This window comes from Paraburkholderia hospita (assembly GCF_002902965.1).
In the GTDB taxonomy this organism is placed as follows: domain Bacteria; phylum Pseudomonadota; class Gammaproteobacteria; order Burkholderiales; family Burkholderiaceae; genus Paraburkholderia; species Paraburkholderia hospita.
This window is the reverse complement of record NZ_CP026106.1, coordinates 2,059,372-2,084,992: the sequence shown is the minus strand read 5'-3', so window position 1 is coordinate 2,084,992 and position 25,621 is coordinate 2,059,372. Positions and strand designations below refer to the sequence as shown.

Genomic DNA, 25,621 nt, shown 5'->3' with positions numbered 1-25,621 from the left:
CTCTTAATCCACGCCGATCTCAGTCATATATTGGAACCACTGCTTACGCAGCCATTGAAACAACTGGAGAGATTGAAATGAAAGCGCTGAAGTTGGTCCTGATTGCCTGTTCGTTGTCCGCTGCGGCGCTTGCGCACGCGCAGACGGCGCCGGCGGACGAAAGCGCGCAACAGGTCGCACAGGCGAACGCAGCACGCGTCGCGCAACCCGATGCGCAGCGTCCCGTCGCGAAACGGGCGAAGAAGGCCGATGAGTGTGTCGGTCCCGTGAGCTACTGCGTGATGTATTTCGGTAGCTGACCAGAGCGGCACCGCGCAGCCGCCTGAAGCATCAGGTGGGATGAGCGGAAATCGAGCGACAGCCGGACCACGCACACCAACAACAAGACGTGCACTCCGGCTTTCGCGAGCGTGACATCGGAGAGACTTTCATCATGTACGAAGACCGGATTCGCTGTGCCGCGGTGCGCGGCAAGATCACGTCGGCGGCGCAGGCAGCGCTGCTGATCGACAATGGCATGCGCGTCGGCGCGAGCGGCTTCACGCGCGCGGGCGATGCGAAGGCGGTTCCCGTTGCGCTGGCTGAACGCGCGCGCAGCGAAGGCAAGCCGCTGCGGATCACGTTGATAACGGGCGCCTCGCTGGGTCATGGCGTCGACAGTCTGTTGACGGATGCCGGCGTGCTTGCGCGCCGTCTGCCGTTCCAGGTCGACAACACGTTGCGCAAGGCGATCAATCGCGGCGACGTGATGTTCGTCGACCAGCATCTGTCGGAGACGGTCGAAATGTTGCGCGCCGGCCAACTCGGCAAGCTCGACGTCGCGATCATCGAAGCCATCGCGATTACCGAGACGGGCGGCATCGTGCCGACCACATCAGTCGGCAATTCGGCGAGCTTCGCGATTCTCGCCGACAAGGTGATCGTCGAAATCAATCTGGCGCAGCCGCTCGCGCTCGAAGGCCTGCACGACATCTGGATTCCGGGCCGCCGTCCGCATCGCGATCCGCTGCCCGTCGTGCGCCCGAGCGATCGCGTCGGCACGACGGCGATCGAGATCCCGCCCGAGAAGATCGCCGCCATCGTCATCACGAACAAGCCCGACAGCCCGTCGACCGCATTGCCCGCCGACGAAGACACGGGGTTGATCGCTGGTCACCTGATCGACTTTCTGCAGCATGAGGTCTCGCATGGACGCATGCCGTCGCCGCTGCCGCCGTTGCAGGCTGGCATCGGCACGATTGCGAATGCGGTGCTGGCCGGCTTCGCCGACTCGCCGTTCGAGCCGTTCACGATCTACTCGGAAGTCCTGCAGGATTCGACCTTCGATCTGATGGACGCCGGCAAGGTCACGTTCGCATCGGGCGCGTCGATCACGTTGACGGAAAAGCGCCAGGCGCAGGTATTCGGCGATCTCGCGCGCTATCGCGACCGGCTCGTGCTGCGTCCGCAGGAAGTCAGCAACCATCCGGAAGTGATTCGCCGTCTGGGCCTGATCGCGCTGAACACGGCGCTCGAGTTCGACATCTACGGCAACGTGAATTCGACACATGTCGGCGGCACGCACATGATGAATGGCATCGGCGGTTCGGGCGACTTCGCGCGCAACGCGTCGTGCGCGATCTTCGCGACGAAATCGATTGCGAAGGACGGCGCGATTTCGAGCGTCGTGCCGATGGTGCCGCACGTGGACCACAACGAACATGACGTCGATATCGTCGTGACGGAGATCGGCCTGGCGGATTTGCGCGGACTCGCGCCGCGCGAACGGGCGTCGCTGATCATCGACAATTGCGTGCATCCGCTGTATCGCGATCTGCTGCGTGACTATTATCGTGACGCGCTGCGCTTCGGCGGACAAACGCCGCACGTGCTGCGCGAAGCGTTCGCATGGCACGCGCGGTTCCAGGAAACGGGATCGATGCTGCCGGAGCGAAACGTCGCGGTGTGACGTAATTGAACTGACGGGCGTCAGGTGCCGCCGCCGACCAGACGCAAGCGTGTTATTTCCGACGGCGCGCCCAGACGCTTGGGTGGTCCCCAATACCCGGTCCCGCGGCTCGTATAGACCCACAGGTTGTCGAGCCGCGAAAGACCGGCCACAAAAGGCTGTTGCAACCGCACCGCAAAATTCCACGGAAAGAACTGACCGCCATGTGTATGGCCGGACAGTTGCAACGTGAAGCCCGCATCGGCGGCGGCTTCCGCCGAACGTGGCTGGTGCGCGAGCAGTACCTTGATCAGCACGTCCCCGGGTGCGCCTTCGAGCGCCGCAGCAGGATCGCTCTCGTGCGCGGGATCGAAGTGTCCCGCGGAAAAATCGGTGACGCCCGCGATCACCGCCTGCGCGCCATCGTGCTCGACGACGACATGCTCGTTGAGCAGCACATGCAGGCCGAGCCGCTGAAACTCGGCAATCCACGCATGGGCGCCCGAATAGTATTCGTGATTCCCCGTCACCAGATACGCGCCATGCCGCGCGCTCAGCCGCGACAGCGGCCGCGTGTGATCGGCGAGATGCTCGACGCTGCCATCGACGACATCGCCCGTCACCGCGATCAGATCCGGCTCGAGCCGGTTCACGGCATCGACGATCGCATCGACATAACCGCGCTTGATGGTCGGCCCGACGTGAATGTCGCTGATCTGCACGATCGTGAAGCCGTCGAGCGCGTGCGGCAGGTCTTTGATCGGCACGTCGATCGACACGACACGCGCGCGGCGCCGCGCATTGAAAAAGCCGATAGCCGTCGACAGCAGCGCGAGCAGCGGCACCGCGATCGCGCTATAAATCTCCCAGCGCGCGGGGTTCACCGCTTCCGGCGAGATCGCGTGGACGATCATCACGACGAGCAGCAGCAGCTCGCGCGCGAACGTCAGCACGAGCAGCGACGAAAAAAGACCCAGCGCGATCAGTCCCGCCCACGCGAGCCGGTCGCCGAGCGGTTGCCGCTGGAGCGAGCGCGCGATCATGCCGACGGGAATCAGCAGCACGGACAGCACGAGCCACAGCGCGCACAGCCCTTTCACGGCGGCATCGAGGGGCAGTTCGGGAATGATCCGGATGCCGACATACACATGCAGCAGGATGCCGATGGCAATGATCCGGACGAAAAACGATAGGCGGCGCATAGGTGGAAGTGGGGCGCGGATCGCGCGGAAGGTGAGTCGCAGAAACGCACGCCGTTGCAGAGCGGCGGCCAATCATTCTACAAGCAGTTCAGTGCGCTTGCCGAAGCCGTCCGGACATGTCGCGGCACGGCCAATATGTGGGCGTTGCGATGCAGCATACGTGCGCTGCAAGTTGTTCGTCATGCCGATTAAATGCTTATTAAATGACTATTGAATTGGATGCGCGGACGGACTATTCTGGAATGGAGCGTGACTGCCGGCGGCAGGCCTCGCGTCCCGTTCCCGGTATCACGGGCGCGCGAGACACTCCTCTGCAGGCGGCAGCGGCGCCTGATCGCCCGATCGGTTTGCGGTTTGGGGGGAGACGAATGATGAAAACGACAAAGTTCGCGCATCGCGAGCATCACATCGGCTACGAAGGCAGTCACGTGATGCTGCCTATGGTCGTGTTGTCGCTGATGGCGCTTGGCGTCTACTACGGCGTCCAGCACATCGACTTTTCCGAGCTGGGGCGAACAGCGCTCTTCTATGTCGTGATGGTGTTCGTTGCGCTCGGCGTGGCGGGCCTGTTCGGCGTGGTCGGGGCGTGGCTGCGATCGCGCGGCGACGAGGCGGAAGAGGGTTTCTGCTTCGTCGGCGCGCTGATCGGCGCGATCGTGTTCTACGTCGCGCTGATGGCAAGCTGACGCTGCCCGGCGCGGCGGGCTTTAGGGCAACGCCAGCGGGCGTCAGACGATTTGCGCCGCTTCGTCGAACGTAAAACGCGGGCTGCGCGGGAACAGCTTCGACGTGTCGCCGTAGCCGAGATTGATCAGGAAGTTCGACCGGATCGTCGTGTCCGCGAAAAACCCGGCATCCACTTTCGCCTTGTCGAAGCCGGACATCGCGCCCGTGTCGAGGCCGAGCGCACGGGCGGCCATGATCAAATAGCCGCCTTGCAGCGTCGAGTTGCGGAACGCGGTTTCGGCGATCGCCGCTTCGTTGCCCGCGAACCAGCTGCGCGCATCGGCGTGCGGGAAGAGCTTCGGCAGATGGTCATAGAAGGCCATGTCCGTGCCGACGATTACCGTGACGGGCGCGGCCATCGTCTTTTCCAGATTGCCTGCGGACAGCGCGGGACTCAGCCGCGCCTTGCCTTCCGGCGTCTTCACGAACACGAAACGCGCCGGGCTCGAATTGGCCGAGGTCGGGCCGAGCAGAACGAGGTCGACCAGCTGCCTGAGAAGTGAATCGTCGACGGGCCGCGGCTGCCAGCCGTTGTGCGTGCGTGCGGTGCGGAATAGTTGATCGAGAGCGTCGTCGGAAAGAATCATGATGATGGGCTGAATGACGAAAAGTCGAATGAAAGCGCAAGCTGTGCGGATGACCCGCTGCCGCGGCGCGTTCGATAATACCCGCTGTTTCCTGTGAAGAGAGGTTTCGCGCGCGCTATCCGGGGTTGTGCGCTCGCGATTGCAACGCAATGTCCGCCGATCTGTTCAACGATGTGCCGACGCCCGATGTGGCGTGGTTTCCCGACTGGCTCGCGCCCGATACCGCCGCCACGCTGCTCGCGCGCATCGTCGACGAAGTCGCCTGGCAGCAGGATTCGATGTTCACGCCCGCCGGCCGCGTACCGTTGCCGCGCCTGACCGCGTGGCAGGGCGAGCCCGATGCCGTCTATGTGTACTCGGGAATCCGCAACGTGCCGTCGCCGTGGACGCCCGCCGTCGCGGAGCTGAAAGCCGCCGTTGAAGCGACTTGCGGCGTGCCGTTCAATAGCGTGCTGCTCAACCGCTATCGCAGCGGCGCGGACAGCATGGGCTGGCACGCGGACCATGAGCCCGAACTCGGCAAGGAGCCGGTGATCGCGTCCGTCAGTCTCGGCGCGACACGACGCTTCGATCTTCAGCACAACAAGACGCACGTCGTGGAGTCATATCAGTTGAGGGGCGGCAGCCTCCTCGTGATGCGCGGACGGACACAGGCCGAATGGCGGCATCGCGTGCCGAAAGAGCTGAAAGTGCAGGGCGAACGCGTGAACCTGACCTTCCGCTTCGTGACGCCAGGACGCTAGTCGCGCATGCTGTTACTACAAGCGCATTAAAAATTCTAAAAAATTTATGCGCATAAGGAATCGGATTCAGGCGGCCGATTCGAGGCGTCGCTGGATAGTTGGCGCAAGCCGCTCGAAGGGCAGCGTGCTCGCTGCGATCGCGGCCGTGTCCGGATACTGCTCGCGGACGATATCGGTCAGTACCTGGCCGGGCGGCGCTTCGACGAACACCTTCGCGCCCATTTCGATCATCACGGTCAGCGCGTCGAACCAGCGGACCGTGTGGCGCATGTTCGTGGCGAGATCGTCGCGCACGGCATCCGCCGTATACAACGCGCGGCCGCCGCGATTGCCGATATAGCCGCTCGACGGCGCGCGAAACGGGACGTTGCGCGCGTAGTCTGTCAGCGCGTCGGCGGCTGCCGCGAGCAGTTCGCAATGCGACGGCACGCTGACGGCGAGCCGCGTCGCCTTGCGCGCGCCTGCCGCTAGTGCTCGCTCGTTGAATGCATCGAGCGCAGCGTCCGAGCCGGCCACGACGATCTGACGCGGCGCGTTCACATTGCCGACGTAGACGCGTGCCGCGGCGTCGCGCGCCTGCGCATCGGCAAGCCGTTCGATTTGGTGTTCGGTCAGCCCGGCAATCGCAGACAGGCCATAGCCACGCGGATACGCGGTTTCCATCAGTTCGGCGCGCTTGCGCACCATCAGCAGCGCGTCCGCGAATTCGATCGCGCCGCAGCTGACGGCGGCTGCATACGCGCCCACCGACAAACCCGCGCTCAGTTCGGGCGCCAGTCCTTCGGCCGCGAGCGCGCGCTGTATTGCGACGCCTGCGATCAGCAAGCCCATCTGCACGGCGACGGTCGATTCGAGCGCTGTTTGGGTGTCGAGTGTCAACACGTCGACGTCCAGTACGTCAGACGCTTCGTCGAGCGTTGTCTGAATGGCTGCATGCGCGTCGAGGCGATGCAGGAAACCTTCGGTTTGCGCGCCCTGGCCGGGGAAAAGGTAAGCGAGCATTACAGCGCCCAGGGATCGACGACGAGCCGTGGACCGCTCGCATGCCGCGCCATTACGCGAGCTTTTCCAGACGCGTATTCGGCGAGCGCGACGCCTCCTGCGGGCGTTTCGAGTTGCGCGTCGATGCGGATGCTTGTACGTGCCGCGTGCTCGTCGAGCTTTGCCTGGATGCGTTGCGCTTCGTCGAGCGGAAAATAATTTGGTATCCGTATCAATAGATCGAGATCACTAGTCGCGGTGGCGGTTGGCTTGCCCGTCGCAAGTTCGAAGCCGACGCTTCCTGTTGGTCCCCAGGCGAGCGAACCAAAGCACGACGTATCGCGTCGCAGCGCATCCAGCGCGACGAAAACGGGCAAACCAGCACGATCCGCAGCAAGCGCACAAGGCGTCGACGAGAGCGCCTCAGGCCTGAAAACAGCCTCAATATCATCACTACGCGTCCACGTTCCATACCGCTCATTGCGCGCCGCGCCTCGCAGCCCGACGGCGATCAATCCTGCCGCCGCCTGCGCCCGCCGCACGACTGCGAACGGCGCGCGCGCGAACGCAGCGCGGACCCACGCCGGTTCGTTATCGAACGATTCGAGCCGCTGCAAGCGCACGATGTCGTGCGCTTGCCAGCGCAGATCGTCAGCAACGAGCGCGTCTTCTGGCGCAAACGGCGCGGCCGCGCAGACTCGCATCACGCAGCGTCCCACTGTTCAGCGAGCCGCCGCCGCACTTCGATCGACGCAGCGCGCGTCTTCTTCGCCGCATCTGACTCCAGCCGCCGCGACAGCCCACGCGTATCCGAGCGTGCGCTCTTGGCTGCTTCCGCGAGCACGCCGTGCACGCTTTCGAGTTGCGCTTGCGTGGGCGCATCGGCATCGACGCCTTCGATCAGCGTGTCGAGCAGCCCGAGCTTCGCGAACGACGCCATCGTGTACGACATCGGTGTGATCGTTTCGCCGAGCTTGTCGAGGTCTTCGACCGTGCGACGCGTGACGCGCGCGGCGGCTTCCTTGCCCATCGCGTGCACCAGCGTGCCGGGTGCATCGAGCGCGACGATCCGGTTCGCCTGATAGCCGTGCGCGAGGAACGCACCCGACATCGCGGGACCGACGATCAGCGCAACCACAGGATGCCCGGCGTCGCGCGCGCTCGCATACGCATCGACAGCCGACGCGCACGCGAGATGAATGCCGAGCGTCTCTTCGCGATACCCGTACGCCTGGCTTTTCACATCGACGATCGCGACGATGGGGCGCTTGTGTTCCGACGACGCATCGCGCGCCACCGCTTCGCGCACCGCTTGCGCAAGCTTCCAGCCCTGTTCGAGTCCGACGACGTTGTCGCGCGCGCGCGGAAAGCGGTTGTCGGGGTCGGGGACGACGGAGAAGAAGGTCGCCATCTCGTTGCCAAGCGGCGCCTCGCCGGACCAGACGGGCGCGGCCGTCGACGTGTCGCCCGCAAGCGCCTTGAACCAGCGCATGCCGCGTGTCAGTAACGTATCGCTCATCATTGCTCCTTGCGCGGCGTAGCCGCTTCGTTTGGCTTGAACACATCGCGCATCGTTTCGGGCGTGACGTTCGCGGGATCGATGCGCGCGAGCCGCTCCAGATACTCAGCCACCTGTTCGGTGCGATGCGCCGCCGGCACGCCGCGCGCGAACGCATCACGAACCGCCGCCTGCACGGCGTGCGCATCGTCGTCGACGAGCGCGTCGGCGAGTCCCGTCGCCGTGCGCTGCTCGCCGCCGATCATCTGCCACACGCGTCGCCGGTCGCTCGAATCGAGTTCCTCGATGCCGGCTTCCTGTTCGATCACTTCGGGGCCGTTCATGCCGAGGCGTCCCTGTTTCGTCGCGACCAGATACGAGCACAGCCCGGCCGCGAGCGACATGCCACCGAAGCAGCCGACCATACCCGCGATCACGCCGACCACGGGCACGTATCGCCGCAACGCGACGATCGCCGCCTGCATCTCCGCGATCACGGCCAGCCCCAGATTCGCTTCCTGCAAGCGCACGCCGCCTGTTTCGAACAGCACGACGGGCCGCACGATCCTGCCGCGCTCGCAATCGCGCAGTGCGAGTTCCAGCGCCGCGGCGATCTTGCTGCCCGACACTTCGCCGATGCTGCCGCCCTGGAACGCCGACTCGATCGCGGCGATCACGGCCGGCTGGCCGTCGATCGTGCCACGCGCGATCACCGCGCCGTCGTCGGCCTGGCAGACGATGCCTTGCAACGGCAGCCACGGCGATTCGATGTGGTCGAACGGACCGAGCAGTTCGCGGAACGTGCCTGCGTCGAGGAGCGCGCGGGCGCGCTCGCGTGCCGTCAGCTCGATGAAGCTGTCGCGCAGCACCGGCATCGACGGTGGGTTTTGTATCGTCACCGTGCTCATGAGCTTGCTCCTTCGTCTGCCGCTTCGATGGCCTCTGCGAGACGCAGCGCCACCACGCCCGGCGTCGCGCCGAAGTCGTTGATCTCGATCTGCGCCGCGCCGTCATAGCGCGTGAAGAAGCGGTCGAGCACGCTCTTCCAGATGTGCCCGTAGCCGTCGACGCTGGTGCGCACGGTCACGGTTGCCTTCAGTGCGTCGGCGGGCGACAGCAGCACTTCGAGATCGCCCGAACCGACCACGCCCACATGCGAGCGCGTGGTGATCGCGCGTTGCGCCGGATAGTCGAAAGTCATCTGTTCCATCAGTTTTCAGCTCCCGCTGGAGCGTGACGCGCCAGCTTGTCGATGAAGAGGGTGGCGGCGAGCAGATCGGCTGCGCCGCCAGGAGAAGCGTTGAGCGAAAGCAGCCCGGATTCGAGCGCGTCGAACGCGGCGCGTCCCGCCGCCGTCGTGACGCCGCCCGCCGCGAGCACGGCGCGCGCGCCGCGTTGCCCCGCATGCAGACCGGCGAGACCGGCGCGATGCAGGAGGCACGTATCGTCGAGCGCGGCCATGATCGCAAGCAGCGTGTCGACACGCGCGGCGTTTTCGCCGATACCTTTCGAGCGCGCCGCGCGCAACGCGGGCAGACCGATGCCGATCACGTGCGGGAAACCGTCCTGCGCTTCCTGACGCGCGCCGCCGACGTTGAACCGTTGACGCACGCGCTCGCCATGACTATCGACGGGCGCGGCGAAGCGGTCGGGAAAGCAGGCGATCTGCGCGCCGAGTTCACAGACGCGCGCGGCGTGCGAGTGCGTGCGCTCATACGGCAACAGTTCGCGCAAAGCGTTGTTGTCGTCGTCGGCAACGATGGCCGCGCCCGCGACCAGCAGGCCGACGATCCAGATCGCGCCGCGATGCGCATTGCTGCCGTTCGTCGCGCGCATCATGTCCAGTTCGCCAGCGCGTCCGATCTGCGCAAGCTCTGCACGCAGCGTCGCAGACGGCAGGCGGCCGCGCGATGCGCGCGCCAGCGCCGAGAAACTTGGTTCGAGGGAGCGTGCGGAGCGCAGCATCAGCGGCAAGTTCAGATCGCGATGCGCGCCGCTGCCGCGCCCATCGACGAGCGCGGGTTTCGGCGTCAGTTGCGCTTCTTCGATCAGCGACTCGACCGCGAATCGCGCGAGCGTGGCATCGCACGGCGCGGCATCGACGCGAGGCAGGCAGCGGGCGTTAGCACGCTGAAGCGTGCCCGCGTCGAGCGGGATAGCGTATTGCAAGGCCATCGCATCACCAGCTGCGGAAACGAGCCGGCGGTGTATACAGCCCGCCCGACCAGGTGACGAGATCGTCGATGCTGCGCGCCGCGAGCAGCGACCGCTTCGCTTCGCCGCGCCGGATGCCGAGATCTTCGGGATACGCGACGATGCCCCGGCGGCGCAATTCCGCCGTCTTTTCGGGCTTCGCGCGCAAGCCGATCGGCGTCACGCCGGCGACGGCCGCGACAGCCGCGCGCCGCTCTTCGACGCCTTCGGCCTTGTGCAGATGCGCGATACCTTCTTCCGTCACGACGTGGCTGACGTCGTCGCCGTAGATCATCACGGGCGCGATGGGCATGCCGCTTTTCGCGCCGACGGCGACGGCATCGAGTTCATCGACGAAAGTCGGCTCGCCGCCTTTCTTGTAGGTTTCAGCCAGTTGCACGACGAGTTTCTTGCCGCGCGACACGGGGCCTTCGTCTTTCAGCAGCTTGAGCCACGCTTCGCTCGAATGACGGCGGCCACGCGGATCGTGACCCATGTTCGGCGCGCCGCCGAAGCCCGCCAGACGCCCGCGCGTGACCGTCGACGAATTCGCATCGCCGTCGATCTGCAGCGTCGAGCCGATAAACAGATCGACGCCGTATTGCCCGGCCAACTGGCACAGCACGCGGTTCGAGCGCAGCGTGCCGTCGCTGCCCGTGAAGAACACGTCGGGGCGCGCTTCGACATACCCCTCCATGCCGACTTCGCTGCCGAAGCAATGCACGCTTTCGACCCAACCCGATTCGATGGCGGGAATCAACGTGGGATGCGGATTGAGCGTCCAGTTGCGGCAGATCTTGCCCTTCAGTCCGAGCGATTCGCCGTAAGTGGGCAGCAGCAGCTCGATGGCGGCCGTGTCGAAACCGATGCCGTGATTCAACGACGTCACGCCGTAAGGCTCGTAGATGCCCTTGATGACCATCATCGCGGTGAGCACCTGCAAATCGCCGATATGGCGCGGATCGCGTGTGAACAGCGGCTCGACGGCGAACGGGCGGTCGGCCTCGACGACCACGTCGATCCACGAAGCGGGAATATCGACGCGCGGCAGTTCATCGACGATCTCGTTGACCTGCACGATCACGATGCCATGGCGGAACGCGGCGGCTTCGGCGATGGTCGGCGTGTCTTCCGTGTTCGGGCCGGTATAGAGATTGCCGTGCCGGTCGGCTTTTTCCGCGCACAGCAGCGCGACGTTCGGCGTGAGGTCGACGAACATGCGTGCATACAGTTCGACGTAGGTGTAGATCGCACCGATTTCAAGCTGACCGTCTTCGAGCAGTTGCGCGACGCGCAGGCTCTGCGGACCCGCGAACGCAAAATCGACCTTGTGCGCAATGTTCCTTTCAAAGAGCGTCAGATGCTCCGGGCGGCTGATGCTCGAAATCAGCAGGTGCACGTCGTGCACTTTCTGCGGATCGACCTTCGCGAACGAGCGTGACAGAAAGTCCGCCTGCTTCTGGTTGTCGCCTTCGAGCGCGACGCGATCGCCGGGGCGGATCAGCGTTTCGAGCGCATCGACGATGCGGTGCGCGGGCAGGATGCCGTCTTCGAGCCATGGCTCGATCGCGGCGAGCCTGCGCCGCTTCTCGTCGCGTTTGGTGGTCCAGGAACGCGCTGCAGATGACCCTGCGGGCGCTCCCGTTGACTGTGCCAAGTCGTGCTTGGCTGATTCGATTCGCTGATTCATCGGTGCTTCAACTCCCGATAGTGGTTGGAGTGCGCGCGGGCCGTCCGCGCTTTCTGCGCGGGGTGGCCGCGGCGGCTTCCGCCTGCGCGCGTTCCGTCAAGAAACGATAGACCAGTTCGCCCGTGCCCAGCAGGTGAGCGGAGATGAGCGATTGGGCGGCGGCGATGTCCTTGCGCTCGACGGCGGCAAGGATGTCCAGGTGTTCGGCATCGGATTCGCCCTTGTAAGCGGGCAAGCCGAATTTCAGTCTCAGATAGCGCTCGCCGCGCCGATGCAGCGCCGCGATCATCTCCGCGAGCTGAGGGCGGTTGGCGGGCGCGTACAAGGCGGTGTGGAACGCTTCGTTGCGGGCCACGTAGAGGGTAGGGTCCGGTTCGCTCTCGGCGGCTTTGCAAAGCGCCACCGCTTCGCGCAGCGAATCGGGCGTGTGATTCGGAATCGCCAGCGTGATCGCAAGGCTTTCGAGCGCCGAGCGGATCTCATAGATCTCGCGCGCCTCAGCAGGCGTGAGCCGCGCGACGCTTGCGCCCTTGTTCAGCTCGACTTTCACCCAGCCTTCACTTTCCAGCTGCCGCAGCGCTTCGCGCACGGGAATTGCGCTGACCGAGAAGTGCCGCGCGATCGCGTCCTGCCGCAGCGGCGCGCCAGGCTGAAGCGTGCCTTCGACGATTGCCGTGCGCAGCGCCTCCGCGATCACGCGAGAAGTGCTGGGCCGCGGTTCATGCGCGGGCAGCAAGGGGACGCGCGGGGCGCTGTCCAGGGGAAAACCACCGGTTGCGTTGTTCATAACATCAAATATTATATATAAAAACGGCGAATTTCTAGCGGGCAAACCCGGGGTTTTCATAAAGGCACGGCGCTGACGCGCGGCGCCTCTCGCGCATGCGGCGGCCCGCATGCAGCGGAGCCGTTGTGCCGTGACGGTCACCCAATCCAACCGTAGTACATGGAGGAGCAGGAGCATGTTGAATTCTTCGATGTCGGACCGTGCGGGGGCCGTGCGGCACAAGACGCCGCTCAACCGGTCGCAGATCGCTGGTTTTTGGGGCGCGTGGGCGGGCTGGACGCTGGACGGCATGGACTCGTTCATTTATGCGCTGGTGCTGACGCCGGCGCTGACGGAGTTGCTGCCGCGCTCGGGCTATGCGGCGACGCCCGCGAACGTCGGACTTGCCGGTTCGATCCTGTTTGCGCTCTTCCTGGTGGGTTGGGGGCTGTCGTTCATCTGGGGGCCGCTCGCGGACCGTTTCGGCCGCACGAAAGTGCTGGCGGGCACGATCTTCACGTTCGCGATCTTCACCGGGCTGTCGGCGACGGCGCATAACGTGTGGGAGTTGGGCATTTATCGCTTCATTGCCGGCGTGGGCATTGGCGGCGAATGGGCGCTGGCGGGGACCTATGTCGCAGAGGCGTGGCCTGAGGATCGCCGCAAGATGGGCGCGGGCTATCTGCAGACGGGCTACTACGCGGGCTTTTTCCTGGCTGCCGCGCTGAACTACACGATTGGCGTGCACTTCGGCTGGCGCGCGATGTTCCTGACGGGGGCAGTGCCCGTGGTCGTCGCGATCATGATTCTCACGCGGGTGAAGGAGTCGGACAAATGGCAACGGGCCGAATCGCGCGACGCGGTGCGCGTGAGCCCGATGCGCGAGATTTTTGGGCCGACGTATCGGCGACGTACTTGGGTCATGTGTGCGCTGTTGACCATCGCGATTATTGGTTTGTGGGCGGGGGCGGTGTATGAGCCGTCGGCGGTGATTCAACTCGCGACGCGCGCCGGTATGGCAAGGCCTGAAGCATTGAAGATGGCTTCGATCGCGACGGGGTTGCTGTCGATCGGGACGATTCTTGGGTGTCTTGCGTTGCCGCCGCTGGCTGAGCGGTTTGGGCGCAAGAAGACGCTTGCTGTGTATTTTGCCGGGATGGCGGTGGCGATTGTTGGTAGCTTCGGGTGGGCTTTTTATTTGCCTAACGGGTTGGCGCCGTTTATTGCCTGGCTGTTTGTGCTTGGGTTCTTTGGTGGGAATTTTGCGCTGTTTAGCCTGTGGCTGCCTGAACTGTTCGAAACTCGTGTTCGCGCGACGGCTTTTGCTTTTTGTACTTCGTTTGGGCGGTTTGTCGGGGCTGGGGTGAATTTTCTGCTTGGGGCGGCTGTGCTCAGTATGCATACGCTTGGTGTGCCTGTTGCGCTGACGGCACTTGCGTTTGTTGTCGGTTTGGTTGTGATTCCGTTTGCCAAGGAGACCAAAGGGGAGGTTTTGCCGCAGTGATGCGGGGCGGCTTCGCGGCGCGGGCGGTTTGGTTTGCTTTGCCTTTTCGCTGGCATCCGCGTACCGCCTTCGCGCTGGTTTTTTGGTTGTCTGCGACGCTGGGTGGTTTGCTTTGTGAATGCGCTGGCATCCGCCTATTGCCTTCGTGCTTCAAGCGTCGCCCCTGTGCGGGGCGGCACCTACTTTTCTTTGCCGCCGCAAAGAAAAGTAGGCAAAAGAAAGCGACTCACACCGCCAGTTCTTGTTTTTGCCTGAGGGCCCCCAAACGGTTCCTCACTTCACACGGCAACGTATCTGTTCGCGTGCGTTGCCAACGCTTTGAATAAACGCATCACCCGCTTCAACCGCCCGCACAAGTGCTAGCGGCAGCGAATGGTTACCGCCGCCCAGGTGGCAAACTGTGTGTAGGTTGTCGCGTCGTATAGGGTAGCGCTCTTACAGGGTGGAACGCGTGCGTTTTCGGTCCGAAGTGAGGCGTGTGGAGTGCTACGGCCTACACACAGTTTGCCACCTGGGCGGCGGCGGAATATCTGGTACGGCATGCTGGATCGCGGGTGCGTGAAGTGGGTGAGGCGTACTGCAAGAGCGCTGGCAACGAACGCGGAACAAGCAGGTTGCCGTGTGAAGTGAGGGACCGGTTGGGGGCCCTCAGGCAGGAAGAAGAACCGGCGGTGTTAGCCGCTTTCTTTTGCCTACTTTTCTTTGCGGCGGCAAAGAAAAGTAGGTGCCGCCCCGCACAGGGGCGACGCCTGAAGCACGAAGGCAAATCGCGGATGCCAGCGCAGAGGCAAGCACACAACAGCAACGCCCGCGCCGCGAAGGCGCCAAACGAATGCCCGCACAGGGGCGACGCGTGAAGCACGAAGGCAAAACGCGGATGCCAGCGCAACCCACGAGCAAATCCCCAAAAGCGTCGCAGACAAAAAAGCGCTCACGAATCAACTCGCGCGCAAGCGCAAAACCGACACCAACGGCCACCCAAGATTAACGCCAAGACTGGCAACAACAATCAACACCATCCCACCCATCTGCGAAACACCAAGCGCACGCCCATAAACAATTGCATCGACGGCAATCGCCGTCAGCGGATACACGAACAGCAGAACCGCAATCACAGGCGTCGAGAGCTTCGGCAGCGCGCCATAGATCAGCACATAAGAAAGCCCCGTGTGCAACACACCCATCCCGATCAACCAGAACCACTGCATCGGTGCGATATGCTCCGCGCCCAGCGGCGCAATAAACGGCAAGCACACGACACCAACAGCACATTGCGCAAGCGTCAGCAGATGCGGCCGCAGATCGCCAAGACTCTTGGCAATGAGCGTAACACTCGCATAGAGCACGGAACCGGCGAGCGCCTCGCCAATCCCGATCAGATAGCTCGAATGTCCCTGCAATGACCCCGCTCCCGCGACGCCCGAGGCAAGCACAAGCCCGACGAACGCCGTCGCGATCCACCCCAACCGGTCGATACCCAGCCGCTCATTAAACAGCGCAGCGCCAATCAACACGACCCAGAACGGCTGCACATGAAACACGACGGTCGCCACCGCGATACTCGTGCGATGAATCGCATCGAAGAAGCCGACCCATTGCGTCACCATCAGCACGCCAGAAAGCGTCGCGAGCAGCACCGTACGTCGCGTGAAGTAACGGCGCGCGAAGTAGCCCTTATATGCGCAATACGCAGCAAGCGACAGAAACCCGAACAGGCAGCGAAAGAACACCAACGTCAGCGCGCCGAGCCGCGCTTCCTCGACGAACACGCCAATCGTGCCCATCAGCAGGCCACCGCTCGCAAGCGTGAGCGCGCCTTGCTGGCTTCGGCTGAGCGATATCGACGATACCGACGACAAAGACATGGCAGTAAATCCCTCGATCGCGTTGAATGCATCCGAGTATCGATCCGTTGCCTTATCGTGGCAAACGAATAAAATTGAGAAATTCCATAAGCCGGATTGATAAATCATGCACCCCGAGTTCGATGTCGATCTGCTGCGCACCTTCGTCGCCGTCGTCGAAGCGGGCAGTTTCACGAAAGCGGCTGTCACCGTGCATCGCTCGCAGGCAGCCGTCAGCATGCAGATCAAGCGGCTCGAGCGAATGCTCGGCACGACGCTTTTTGCTCGCGATACGCGCAACCTGTCGCTGACGCGGCCCGGCAATACGCTGCTCGAATATGCGCGGCGCGTGATCGATCTGCACGAAGAAGCGTGGTCGGCCATCGTGCGGCCCGAGGTGACGGGGCGCGTCGTGCTCGGCGCGCCGGACGATTACGTGTCGTCGCTGCTGTCGCCCGTGTTGCGGCGGTTCTCGAACCTGTATCCGCATGTGGAGATCGAGATCGTCTGCGCGCAGAGCACCGCGCTCGCGCCGATGCTCGCGGACAACAAGATCGACCTCGCGTTCGTCACGCGCGACCGTAAATTGCGCGGCGAATTCGTGCGCAGCGAGCCGATGGTGTGGGTGGGAGCATCCGAAGATACGTCCGTGCTGAACGTGTCGCCGTTGCCAGTCGGGCTGTACGAGCCCGGCTGCGTCGCGCGTTCGAATACGCTCGCGGCGCTCGACCGTGCGCGTATCCGGTATCGCGCCGCGTACAGCAGCGCGAGCCTGAGCGGCCTCGTTGCGACGGTCGATGCGGGGCTTTCCGTGATCGCGCTCGCGCGCTGCAGCGTGCCGTCGCGGCTCGCGATACTCGGCGCCGAGCAAGGTCTGCCCGTGATCGAACCGCTCGACATCGTCGTCGCGCGCAGCGCGAAATCGGATCGTCCGACCTGCGACTATTTCGCCGCGCAGATGATGCAGGACCTGTCGGTGCGCGGGTCGCCGCGCGAGACGCGGGAAGCGCGCGAAGCGCGAGCGAGGGCGTGACGCCTGGCTTGCACGCCGCGCTTACGCCGTATGCTGGCGACGGCTACCGCCACGCGCATTGACGGAGTTGTTGAAAACGCAGGCCCGCGTTTTGCCGTGCATCATGACGTCTGACGAAAGCGCGAACGCGTGCCGTGCGCGTTTGTCGAACGGACACAAACGAAGCACCAAGTCGAGACGAACGTCACACATCAGACACATGACAGGAGGGCCAGCCATGAAAACACGTACTCTCTGCGCCGCGCTACTCGCCACCGGCCTGTTCGTGAGCAGCGCGAGCTTTGCGCAACTGAACCTTCAGCAATTCGGCATCGGCGGCGGCAATTCGTCGGGCAATGCGGGCGCGGCCGCTTCGTCGGGCGGGATCGGACAATTGCTGCAGACCTACGTCGGCGCCAACCAGCAGGTGTTGAGCGGCCAGTCGAGTCTGGCATCGGCGATGGGGCTCTCGGGCGCCGCGAGCCAGGCGCAGCAGGCATCCGGACTGTTGAGCGGCGGCACGCCATCGGTTAGCCAGTTGTCGCAGGTGGGCAGCACGCAGCAGTCGTTATCGCAGACGCTCACGCAGGCGTTCACGAGCCGCGCGTCGGACCCGTCGACGCCCGTCGACAAGCAGGCGTTCACCAACGGCCTCGCATCGCTCGGCCAGGGCGTGAGCCAGTATTCGAGCCTGCAGTCGAGTCTCGGCAGCGTCGGGCAGATGAATCCGTCGTCGTTGCTGCAAGCGGGCATGAATCCGCAGACGGCGCAGGCCGCGTCGTATATCGCGCAGTCCGCGCCGGGGCAATTGCAGTCGCTCGCGTCGACATTGAGCGCGGCCGTGCAGTTCGCGTCGAGCCATGGCATCAGCGTGCCGTCCATTGCGACCTCGGCGCTCAAAGGTTTCTGACGAGCGCTCATGGTGCTCGGGCGGCGCGTGATGCATCGCAGCGTCTTGCAATCCTTCATGCGTCGCCGCTCGCGATGCGATGATCGGCGCGCATCCGTTCGACCGTTCGTAAATGGGCCTTCGCATATGAGGGCTTCGCGCACGGCGCGGGTCAATGACGGTACGCTGTCGCTGATCCCTACAGCGCGCATACAAGCAGGTAACCAGCGGCAACGCCACCCACGCTAACCAGGAGCACCGGATGTCCAGCACTCTTGATCTCGACCGCTATTTCAGGCGTATCGGCTATACGGGGCCGCAGGCCGCGACGCTCGATGTGTTGCGCGAGCTGCAACGCCTGCATCCGTTGTCGATCCCATTCGAAAACCTCGATCCGCTGACGGGCCGCCGCGTCGATCTGGATCTGCCTGCCGTCGTCGACAAGCTGATCGAGCGGCGGCGCGGCGGCTATTGTTTCGAGCAAAACGGGCTGTTCGCGCATGTGCTGATGCAACTCGGCTTCGACGTGACGCCGATGATCGCCCGAGTGCTGTGGGGCCGCGAACCGGACGCGATCACGCCGCGCACGCACATGCTGCTGCGCGTGACTGTCGACGATCAGCCGTGGATCGCCGACGTCGGCTTTGGCGCCGTCACGTTGACCTCGCCGTTGCGGCTGCAAACGGGCGTCGCGCAACAGACCGCACACGAGCCATTCCGTCTCGTCGATGCGTCGCAGGGCGCGTTCGATCTCGAGGTGCAATCGGGCGAAACGTGGCTCAAGACGTATCGTTTCGACCTGCAACGCGCGGAATGGATCGATTACGAGGTATCGAACTGGTACACATCGACGCATCCCACGTCGTTCTTCACGACGAGTCTCGTCGTATGCCGCGTGACACCGGAAGGGCGGCTGACGCTGTTCAACGACCGTCTTACCGCGCGTTCGATAGACGGCGAAGCGATCGAGCGCCGGATCGAAAGCGCGCACGAGCTTGAAATATGCCTGCGGGACACGTTCCTGATCGAGCTTGGCGATATCGATGTCGCGGATATTTACCGGCGCGTGTCGACGGAAGGCGCGGCTGTATAGGTCGAGCGTGATGATCGCGCGGCTCATCGTTCAGACGGTGTTGTGGCTTGCGGGCATGGGTGCCGTGCTGTTCGGCGCGGCGGGCACGCTCGCGTGGCCGGGGGCGTGGTGTTATCTGTTCGAAATGGGCGCGCTGGGGCTGTGGGTCGGGGTGTGGCTCGCGCGCCACGATCCGGCGTTGCTTGCGGAGCGGCTTGGTTCCTTCATTCAACGCGGGCAGGGCGCTTGGGACAAGTTCTTCATGGTGTGCGTTGCCATTGCGTGGTGCGGGTGGCTCGTGCTGATGGGATTCGATGCGCGGCGGTTTTATTGGTCGTCGATGCACCCATCGCTGCAGGTTGTGGGCGTGCTTGCTATTCTGGTTAGCATGGTTGCTATGCGGTCGGTTTTTCGTGCCAATAGCTATGCGGCGCCTGTTGTGAAGATTATGACCGAGCGTGGGCATAAGGTTAGCGATAGCGGGCCGTATGCGTATGTGCGGCATCCGATGTATGCGTGGGCTATTTTGTTTCTTGTCGGCACGCCGTTGTTGCTGGGCTCTTTTTGGGGGCTTGCTTGCGTGCCGTTGCTGGTCGTTGGGCTTGCTTATCGCGCAGTGCTCGAGGAGCGGATGTTGTGCGCGCAACTCGCTGGCTATGCGGAATATGCTGCGCGGGTTCGGTATCGGTTTGTGCCGTATGTGTGGTGATTTTTTTTGTTTGTCTGCGACGCTGGGTGGGCCGCTGTGCTTTGCGGTGGCATCCGGTTTGGTTTGCTTGTGTACGCGCTGGCATCCGCGTACTGCCTTCGTGCTTCAAGCGTCGCCCCTGTGCGGGGCGGCACCTACTTTTCTTTGCCGCCGCAAAGAAAAGTAGGCAAAAGAAAGCGGCTAACACCGCCAGTTCTTGTTTTTGCCTGAGGGCCCCCAGACGGTCCCACGCTTCACACGGCAGTGCCCTGGTTGGTGCTCGTTGCCAGCGCTTCGAATGAACGCCTCACCCGCTTCGGATACCGGTACTCGGGCAGGCGTCAGCGAATGGTATATGCCGCCCAGGTGGCAAACTGTGTGTAGGTTGTCGCGTCGTATAGGGTAGCGCTCTTACAGGGTGGAACGTATGCGCTATCGGTCCGAAGTGAGGCGTGCGAGGCACTAGGGCCTACACACAGTTTGCCACCTGGGCGGCCGTGGACTATCTGGCGCGGCATGCTGGATTGCGGTTGCATGAAGCGGGTGAGGCGCACCGCAAGAGCGTTGGCAACTAACATGAGTCACGTGGTTGCCGTGTGAAGCGTGGGACCGGTTGGGGGCCCTCAGGCAGGAAGAAATGTTGGCGGTGTTAGCCGCTTTCTTTTGCCTACTTTTCTTTGCGGCGGCAAAGAAAAGTAGGTGCCGCCCCGCACAGGGGCGACGCTTGAAGCACGAAGGCATAACGCGGATGCCAGCGCATTCACAAAGCAAACCACCCAGCGTCGCAGACGAAAAAAACCCCAAAAACCCATTTCAAGGAACGCTCATGGCAAAGACCACAATCGCGGATTACCTTGCAAAAACCCTAGCCGCCGCAGGCGTAAAGCGAATCTGGGGCGTCACAGGCGACAGTTTGAACGGCCTGGCGTTCAGCCTCGACCAGGTCGGCTCGATCCGCTGGATGCACACCCGCCACGAAGAGGCAGCAGCCTTCGCAGCAGGCGCCGACGCCGCATCGACCGGCCAGCTCGCCGTCTGCGCGGGCAGCTGCGGCCCAGGCAACCTGCACCTGATCAACGGCCTATACGACTGCCACCGCAACCAGCAACCTGTCCTCGCGATCGCCGCGCACATTCCATCGACGGAAATCGGCCTCGGCTACTTCCAGGAAACGCACCCCACTGAAATCTTCAAGGAGTGCAGCCACTTCGCCGAACTGATAGTGAACGCTTCACAGTTCCCCCGCGTGCTCGAACGCGCCATGCGCACCGCAATCGAGCAGCGCGGCGTCGCCGTGATCGTGCTGCCCGGCGATATCGCTTTGAGCGAAGGGCCGTCGCTGTCGCCCGTCTGGAATCAGACCGCGCCGTCCGCGATCCTGCCGCCCGATAGCGAACTCACCAAACTCGCGACGATGCTCAACGACTGCGAAGCGGTGACGATCATGTGCGGCAGCGGCGTCGCGGGCGCCCACGACGAAGTGGTCAAACTCGCCGACACGCTCGGCGCGCCGATCGTCCACGCGCTGCGCGGCAAGCAGTTCATCGAGTACGACAATCCATTCGATGTCGGCATGACAGGGCTGATCGGCTTCAGTTCGGGCTATCACGCGATGATGTCGTGCGACGTGCTGCTGCTGCTCGGCTGCGACTTTCCCTACCGGCCGTTCTATCCGCCCGACGCAAAGGTCGTGCAGATCGACTGGAAGGGCTCGCAGCTCGGCAAGCGCACGCCGCTCGCAATGGGCCTCGTCGGCACCGTGAAAGAGACCGTCGCCTCGCTGCTGCCGAAGCTCAAGCGCAAAGACGACCGCACGTTCGTCGATATGGCCACCGCGCACTATGAAGAAGCGCGCCGCGATCTCGACGAGCTCGCCACGCCTTCCGACCCCGGCGCGCCGATCCATCCGCAGTATCTGACGCGCATGATCGACGAAGCCGCCGGCGATGACGCAATCTTTACGGCCGACGTCGGCACGCCCACACTCTGGGCGGCGCGCTATCTGACGATGAACGGCAAGCGGCAACTGCACGGCTCGTTCAATCATGGCTCGATGGCCAATGCGATGCCGCAGGCGCTCGGCGCGCAGGCGGCACATCCGGGGCGGCTGGTGGTGTCGCTATCGGGCGACGGCGGACTGTCGATGCTGCTCGGCGATCTGCTCACGGCGCGCCAGCTCGATCTGCCCATCAAGGTCATCGTGTACAACAACAGCCTGCTGGGTTTCGTTTCGATGGAACTGAAAGCGGGCGGCTATCTCGACACGAACGTCGACCTGAGCAAGACCGATTTTGCGCAGATCGCGAAAGGTGCGGGCATTTTTTCGCTTCGCGTCGAGGATTCCGAAGAACTGGAGGGCGCGCTGAAACAGGCATTCGCGCATCAGGGCCCGGCGCTCGTGGACGTCGTCACGGACAAACATGAACTCGCCATGCCGCCGACCATCGAGCTGTCGCAGGCAAAGGGCTTCAGCCTTTACATGCTGCGCGCGATTCTCAACGGCCGCGGCGATGAAATCGTCGAACTGGTGAAGACCAATTTGCGCTGATAGCCGCAAAACGACGAAGCGGCGCGTCTCGTCAGCCGATGCGCGCCGCGTTGCAGTGCAGCGAGGCGCCATTGCAGTCTCGTCGCAAAGGTCTATAACTGAAGCAGCAGTGCGGACCTTCTCTGCGCAGCCGATAGTCAAACGATCAGAAACCGGCGTTTTCGCGCCGCGCTGCGCCGCCCGACAGACTCGGGGGCTTTGAGCCATTCAATCGCATATAGAACAAAAGCACGTTGCGGCGCGGGTGGCCGCTGCGCGCGATTTCACGCTTGCGGGCATCGGTCGAAACGATGCGGATGGCGCAGGCGTCGATGGGCGTCCGGCGAATCGTGATGCAGGGCGTGGCGATTCGTCTGCATGGAAGGAGTTCGACATGAAGATCCTGATGGCGTTACCCGTGGCGGGCGCATTGCTGATGGCCATGCCTGCCGCGACGATGGCCGATGACATCGCACAGAGCAGCGATGCATCGAAGGCCACGATGCAGAACAATGCGAATGCGTCGGCGCAAGCGACGACGGATATGTCGTATGGCGGCGCGATGGATACCCGCACTTCGTCGGGCAGAACGATGCAGTCTACGCGTAATTGCTCGACTGGTACGCAATGCAATATCTATTTCGGTAACTGATTCGATGAGCTGCAATACGCGCGCGGCGCGCCTTGTGGGCGCGCCGCTTCGCATTCAGCGCTCGCGTTTAGCGTGAGCGTCGACGGTTACTGCTGTGCGTGCTTCGCGGCATCCTCGATCACGGCCGCGACCTGCTGCGGACGCGATTCGTAGACCGAGTGGCTTGCGCCCGGAATCACCGTCGTGTGGCTATGCGCGCGCTCGTAGTACCAGCGCTCCAAATCGGGATTGATGATCTTGTCGCTGCCCGCGACGATGCCCCAGCTCGGCTTGGTCGTCCAGGCCGCAGCCGTCAGCGGCTGCGAGAACACTTTCGCGGCCGTCAGCATCTGCGATTGCGCTTCGAATTGCGCCTGCTTCAGCGGCAGATCCCCAGCGAAGTCCTTCGGGAACACGGACGGATTCAGATACGTATAGCCGTCATCTGTCTTTTCGATTGCGCCCGGCTGCTTCGACGTGTAGCTGGGCTTGCCCTTGCCGAGCGTGGCTTCGTCTTCGCCGACGTTCGGCGCATGGGCTGCGACATACACGAGACCGACCACATGCGGATCGACGCCTGCTTCCGTAATGATCGAGCCGCCGTAGCTGTGGCCGACGAGAATGGTCGGGCCGTTTTGCAGATCGAGGACACGCTTCGTTGCTGCGACGTCGTCGTCGAGCGAGGTCAGCGGTTCCTGCACTAGCGTGACGTGATAGCCGTCTTTGGTGAGGATGTCATAGACGGGCTTCCAGCCCGAACCGTCCACCCAGGCGCCATGAACCAGAACGATATTCTTGATGGGGGCGTGCGCGGGTTGGGCGTCCTGCGCCATCGCGCCCGAAGAGGCGAGAAGACCGGTCGACAACGCAAGGGCCGCAGCTACGTGCAACGAACTTTTCACAAGAGACTCCGTAAATCAGGAACAGAAACAGGAAACAGACCAGAAAGGGATGCAGCGCGACCCTGCGCCTGACAGTGGGGCGCAGGGTCATGTGCGCGCCATTTAGCTGCCGAAGAAAATGTTGCAGTAGCTGACGGGGCCGACACACGCGTTGTTGTTCGAAGCGGAACGCGAGGACTTGCCCGACGACGACGTACCCGTCATCGCGACGCCGCCAACTGCGTTGTTCGTCAGATTGTGGTTGTCCTGCGCAGCGATCTTCGCTTCGGCAGCCTGGATGTCGGACGGATAGTTGATGTCCTCGCCGCGGCCCGGCTGATAGCCGGCCTGTTCGACGCGAACGAGATCGGCACGAACCTCGGCGCGGGTGACGGGGCCATTCGATTGAGCGAAGCTCAGAGCGGGAGCGGCGAGTGCGCCGGCTGCGACTGCGAGGCAAACAAAAATCTTCTTCATGATGTAACTCCAGAATGAGTGTGTTTAAACGTCCGGCTCATTCGCATGTCGAAAATATTGATTCGACATCCTGAACAAATTGTGTTCAATTCGAACGGGCCAATGAGCTTGAAAACGTCGTTAAAGCTTCTGCATCAACTGCTGTCGTACGGCTGTCTGGTCGTGCCCTTCTGTCAAACCTGTTTCGATGTCGCTTGCTACATAGAGGCAAACACGGCGACTTCGACTTTCATTCCCGGCAAGCCAAACTTTTTGTTGCGAAGCGGATGGGCCCGGTTGGATCAGCCCTTGTAGTCCGGCTCCTGCGCCAGCCATCAGATCGGCCAGCGGTGCATGTAATGTAGTGCGATGACGGTCTGCGCTCCAGCCGTACATACGAACGAGTCGGGACCTACTAACGTTGCGTCGCATGACCGTCTGGATGCTGAAAACACTGCCAGGTCATGCGCTTGTCTGACGCGATGCCGCTGCGCAGATGAGCGGATCAGGCCAAAGGTTCCAGCCCGCCATACCAACGTATGACTACGGCGCGGCTGCCCGAGAGTTGGCTTTCGCTTCTGCAAGGTTCCCTACCCACGGCTTTGGGTGCCAATCCGGTGCAAAGACGGCACCGTAATCGTCAACCTGTCTAGTCAGCTGCACCAGCGTGGCGCGGCTAAAAGGTCCTCTTGTTCGGTCGTTCGAGCCCGCGTGAATCCCTTTGTATAAGGGCTTACCCGAAGAATTCAATAATTTTTGAGAATTCCAGTTGCGATCATTTTTGACCTCATGCAGACTTGTCTATACATGTCCGGCACGCGACAAGCGAAGGGACCCGTTCAGACGAAAAGGAGATTCGACGTGAAGGTGAACAAGGCAAGCCGCACTATGTTGTCGAAAGTATTGATGGGCGCGGTCCTCGGCGCCGTGGCGCTCGCTGGCGCGCCCGCGCAGGCGAAGGAATGGAAGTCGGTGACGATCGCGCTGGAAGGCGGCTACGCGCCGTGGAACCTCACGTTGCCGGGCGGCAAGTTGGGCGGCTTCGAGCCGGAACTGGTCGCCAACCTGTGCGAGCGCATCAAGCTGCAGTGCAACCTGGTTGCACAAGACTGGGACGGCATGATTCCCGGTCTGCAGGCCGGCAAGTTCGACGTCTTGATGGACGCGATCTCGATTACGCCCGAGCGTGAAAAGATCATCGCGTTCTCGCGCCCCTATGCCGCAACGCCCGCCACCTTCGCCGTCTCCGATACGAAGGTCATCCCGAAGGCAACGCCGGGCGCACCCGTCGTCAAGCTGACGGGCGACCCGAAGACCGACAAGCCGACCGTCGACGCGCTGCGCAAGCAGTTGAAGGGCAAGACCATCGGTATCCAGTCGGGTACGGTCTACACTAAATTCATCAACGAAGGCTTCAAGGACATCGCGACGATCCGCGTGTACAAGACCTCGCCGGAACGCGATCTCGATCTGGCGAACGGCCGCATCGACGCATCGTTCGACGACGTCACGTACTACGCCGCCAACTCGGACAAGAAAGAGTCCGCGCAGATCTCGATGGCGGGACCGAAGATCGGCGGCCCGATCTGGGGTCCGGGCGAAGGCCTTGCGTTCCGCAAGCAGGACGCCGACCTGAAGGCGAAGTTCGACACGGCCATCGCCGACGCGCTGAAGGACGGCACTGTGAAGAAGCTCTCCGACAAGTGGTTCAAGACCGACGTCACGCCTTGATCGATAGCCGTATGCGCGCGCCGCAGTGGCTCGCGCTTGCTCGGACGACCTGTTTCAGCGAAGCAGGTCAATC

At 63.1% G+C, this 25,621-nt stretch carries 25 protein-coding genes; 12 read left to right on the top strand and 13 right to left on the bottom strand.

Annotation, left to right across the window (positions count from 1 at the left end):
• Positions 1–77: 77 nt before the first annotated feature.
• Both C2L64_RS27680 and C2L64_RS27675 read left to right on the top strand, forming a co-directional pair.
• The gene (locus C2L64_RS27680; protein ID WP_007587121.1) at positions 78–299 is read left to right on the top strand and encodes a hypothetical protein; all 222 of its coding nucleotides are present in this window, start codon (positions 78–80) and stop codon (positions 297–299) included.
• A 134-nt stretch (positions 300–433) separates the two neighbouring features.
• Positions 434–1,948, top strand: coding sequence for an acetyl-CoA hydrolase/transferase family protein (locus tag C2L64_RS27675; protein ID WP_007587122.1), 1,515 nt, complete (start codon positions 434–436; stop codon positions 1,946–1,948).
• 20 nt (positions 1,949–1,968) lie between these two features.
• Here the strand turns inward: C2L64_RS27675 and C2L64_RS27670 are convergent, their stop codons facing one another.
• Positions 1,969–3,129, bottom strand: coding sequence for a metallophosphoesterase (locus C2L64_RS27670; RefSeq protein ID WP_007587123.1), 1,161 nt, complete (start codon positions 3,127–3,129; stop codon positions 1,969–1,971).
• A gap of 371 nt (positions 3,130–3,500) precedes the next feature.
• Between C2L64_RS27670 and C2L64_RS27665 the strand changes: the two genes are divergently transcribed.
• Positions 3,501–3,815 (top strand): hypothetical protein, encoded by a 315-nt coding sequence (locus C2L64_RS27665; protein WP_007739009.1) that lies wholly within the window; start codon positions 3,501–3,503, stop codon positions 3,813–3,815.
• 42 nt (positions 3,816–3,857) lie between these two features.
• Here C2L64_RS27665 and C2L64_RS27660 read toward each other — a convergent pair whose 3' ends face one another.
• Entirely contained in the window at positions 3,858–4,442 is a 585-nt protein-coding gene (locus tag C2L64_RS27660; protein ID WP_007587125.1) for a malonic semialdehyde reductase, read from the bottom strand.
• 149 nt (positions 4,443–4,591) lie between these two features.
• On the opposite strand from C2L64_RS27660, the gene C2L64_RS27655 reads away from it, so the two are divergent.
• Complete coding sequence (locus tag C2L64_RS27655; protein ID WP_007587126.1) at positions 4,592–5,185, top strand: alpha-ketoglutarate-dependent dioxygenase AlkB family protein; 594 nt, start codon at positions 4,592–4,594, stop codon at positions 5,183–5,185.
• Between the two features lie 66 nt (positions 5,186–5,251).
• Here C2L64_RS27655 and mdcH read toward each other — a convergent pair whose 3' ends face one another.
• The 8 genes from mdcH to C2L64_RS27615 are packed head-to-tail and all read right to left on the bottom strand — an operon-like array spanning position 5,252 to position 12,334.
• On the bottom strand, positions 5,252–6,187 hold the full coding sequence (gene mdcH, locus C2L64_RS27650) for a malonate decarboxylase subunit epsilon (RefSeq protein ID WP_007587127.1): 936 nt from the start codon (positions 6,185–6,187) through the stop codon (positions 5,252–5,254).
• Positions 6,187–6,870, bottom strand: coding sequence for a malonate decarboxylase holo-ACP synthase (locus C2L64_RS27645; RefSeq protein WP_007587131.1), 684 nt, complete (start codon positions 6,868–6,870; stop codon positions 6,187–6,189). The genes mdcH and C2L64_RS27645 overlap by 1 nt, the downstream gene beginning before the upstream one ends.
• Positions 6,870–7,685: a biotin-independent malonate decarboxylase subunit gamma gene (gene mdcE / locus C2L64_RS27640; protein WP_007587132.1), complete on the bottom strand. Its 816-nt coding sequence runs from the start codon at positions 7,683–7,685 to the stop codon at positions 6,870–6,872. Before mdcE ends, C2L64_RS27645 begins: the two co-directional genes overlap by 1 nt.
• On the bottom strand, positions 7,685–8,572 hold the full coding sequence (locus C2L64_RS27635; RefSeq protein ID WP_007587133.1) for a biotin-independent malonate decarboxylase subunit beta: 888 nt from the start codon (positions 8,570–8,572) through the stop codon (positions 7,685–7,687). The genes mdcE and C2L64_RS27635 overlap by 1 nt, the downstream gene beginning before the upstream one ends.
• Complete coding sequence (locus C2L64_RS27630; RefSeq protein ID WP_007587134.1) at positions 8,569–8,874, bottom strand: malonate decarboxylase subunit delta; 306 nt, start codon at positions 8,872–8,874, stop codon at positions 8,569–8,571. Before C2L64_RS27630 ends, C2L64_RS27635 begins: the two co-directional genes overlap by 4 nt.
• Complete coding sequence (locus C2L64_RS27625; RefSeq protein WP_007587136.1) at positions 8,874–9,839, bottom strand: triphosphoribosyl-dephospho-CoA synthase; 966 nt, start codon at positions 9,837–9,839, stop codon at positions 8,874–8,876. The genes C2L64_RS27630 and C2L64_RS27625 overlap by 1 nt, the downstream gene beginning before the upstream one ends.
• A 4-nt stretch (positions 9,840–9,843) precedes the next feature.
• Positions 9,844–11,547: a malonate decarboxylase subunit alpha gene (gene mdcA, locus C2L64_RS27620; protein ID WP_007587138.1), complete on the bottom strand. Its 1,704-nt coding sequence runs from the start codon at positions 11,545–11,547 to the stop codon at positions 9,844–9,846.
• Between the two features lie 7 nt (positions 11,548–11,554).
• Positions 11,555–12,334, bottom strand: coding sequence for a GntR family transcriptional regulator (locus C2L64_RS27615; protein WP_079489223.1), 780 nt, complete (start codon positions 12,332–12,334; stop codon positions 11,555–11,557).
• 175 nt (positions 12,335–12,509) lie between these two features.
• Between C2L64_RS27615 and C2L64_RS27610 the strand changes: the two genes are divergently transcribed.
• Complete coding sequence (locus C2L64_RS27610; RefSeq protein ID WP_007587142.1) at positions 12,510–13,817, top strand: MFS transporter; 1,308 nt, start codon at positions 12,510–12,512, stop codon at positions 13,815–13,817.
• Between the two features lie 938 nt (positions 13,818–14,755).
• Here the strand turns inward: C2L64_RS27610 and C2L64_RS27605 are convergent.
• The gene (locus tag C2L64_RS27605) at positions 14,756–15,658 is read right to left on the bottom strand and encodes a DMT family transporter (protein ID WP_039901255.1); all 903 of its coding nucleotides are present in this window, start codon (positions 15,656–15,658) and stop codon (positions 14,756–14,758) included.
• A 130-nt stretch (positions 15,659–15,788) separates the two neighbouring features.
• Between C2L64_RS27605 and C2L64_RS27600 the strand changes: the two genes are divergently transcribed.
• From C2L64_RS27600 to C2L64_RS27570, 6 genes are all read left to right on the top strand, one after another.
• Positions 15,789–16,694, top strand: a complete 906-nt coding sequence (locus C2L64_RS27600) for a LysR family transcriptional regulator (RefSeq protein WP_007587144.1) — start codon at positions 15,789–15,791, stop codon at positions 16,692–16,694.
• 217 nt (positions 16,695–16,911) lie between these two features.
• Positions 16,912–17,583, top strand: coding sequence for a hypothetical protein (locus C2L64_RS27590; protein ID WP_007587145.1), 672 nt, complete (start codon positions 16,912–16,914; stop codon positions 17,581–17,583).
• A 241-nt stretch (positions 17,584–17,824) separates the two neighbouring features.
• Positions 17,825–18,655, top strand: a complete 831-nt coding sequence (locus tag C2L64_RS27585) for an arylamine N-acetyltransferase family protein (RefSeq protein ID WP_007587146.1) — start codon at positions 17,825–17,827, stop codon at positions 18,653–18,655.
• 10 nt (positions 18,656–18,665) lie between these two features.
• Positions 18,666–19,343 (top strand): methyltransferase family protein, encoded by a 678-nt coding sequence (locus C2L64_RS27580; protein WP_007587148.1) that lies wholly within the window; start codon positions 18,666–18,668, stop codon positions 19,341–19,343.
• An 805-nt stretch (positions 19,344–20,148) separates the two neighbouring features.
• Complete coding sequence (gene poxB, locus C2L64_RS27575; protein WP_007587150.1) at positions 20,149–21,870, top strand: ubiquinone-dependent pyruvate dehydrogenase; 1,722 nt, start codon at positions 20,149–20,151, stop codon at positions 21,868–21,870.
• 373 nt (positions 21,871–22,243) lie between these two features.
• Positions 22,244–22,501 (top strand): hypothetical protein, encoded by a 258-nt coding sequence (locus C2L64_RS27570; protein ID WP_039901257.1) that lies wholly within the window; start codon positions 22,244–22,246, stop codon positions 22,499–22,501.
• A gap of 86 nt (positions 22,502–22,587) precedes the next feature.
• Here C2L64_RS27570 and C2L64_RS27565 read toward each other — a convergent pair whose 3' ends face one another.
• Positions 22,588–23,382 (bottom strand): alpha/beta hydrolase, encoded by a 795-nt coding sequence (locus tag C2L64_RS27565; RefSeq protein ID WP_007587155.1) that lies wholly within the window; start codon positions 23,380–23,382, stop codon positions 22,588–22,590.
• Positions 23,383–23,484: 102 nt separating this feature from the next.
• Positions 23,485–23,838, bottom strand: a complete 354-nt coding sequence (locus C2L64_RS27560) for a DUF4148 domain-containing protein (RefSeq protein ID WP_007587157.1) — start codon at positions 23,836–23,838, stop codon at positions 23,485–23,487.
• A gap of 867 nt (positions 23,839–24,705) precedes the next feature.
• Between C2L64_RS27560 and C2L64_RS27555 the strand changes: the two genes are divergently transcribed.
• Positions 24,706–25,548: a transporter substrate-binding domain-containing protein gene (locus tag C2L64_RS27555; protein ID WP_042315471.1), complete on the top strand. Its 843-nt coding sequence runs from the start codon at positions 24,706–24,708 to the stop codon at positions 25,546–25,548.
• The last annotated feature ends 73 nt before the right edge of the window (positions 25,549–25,621 follow it).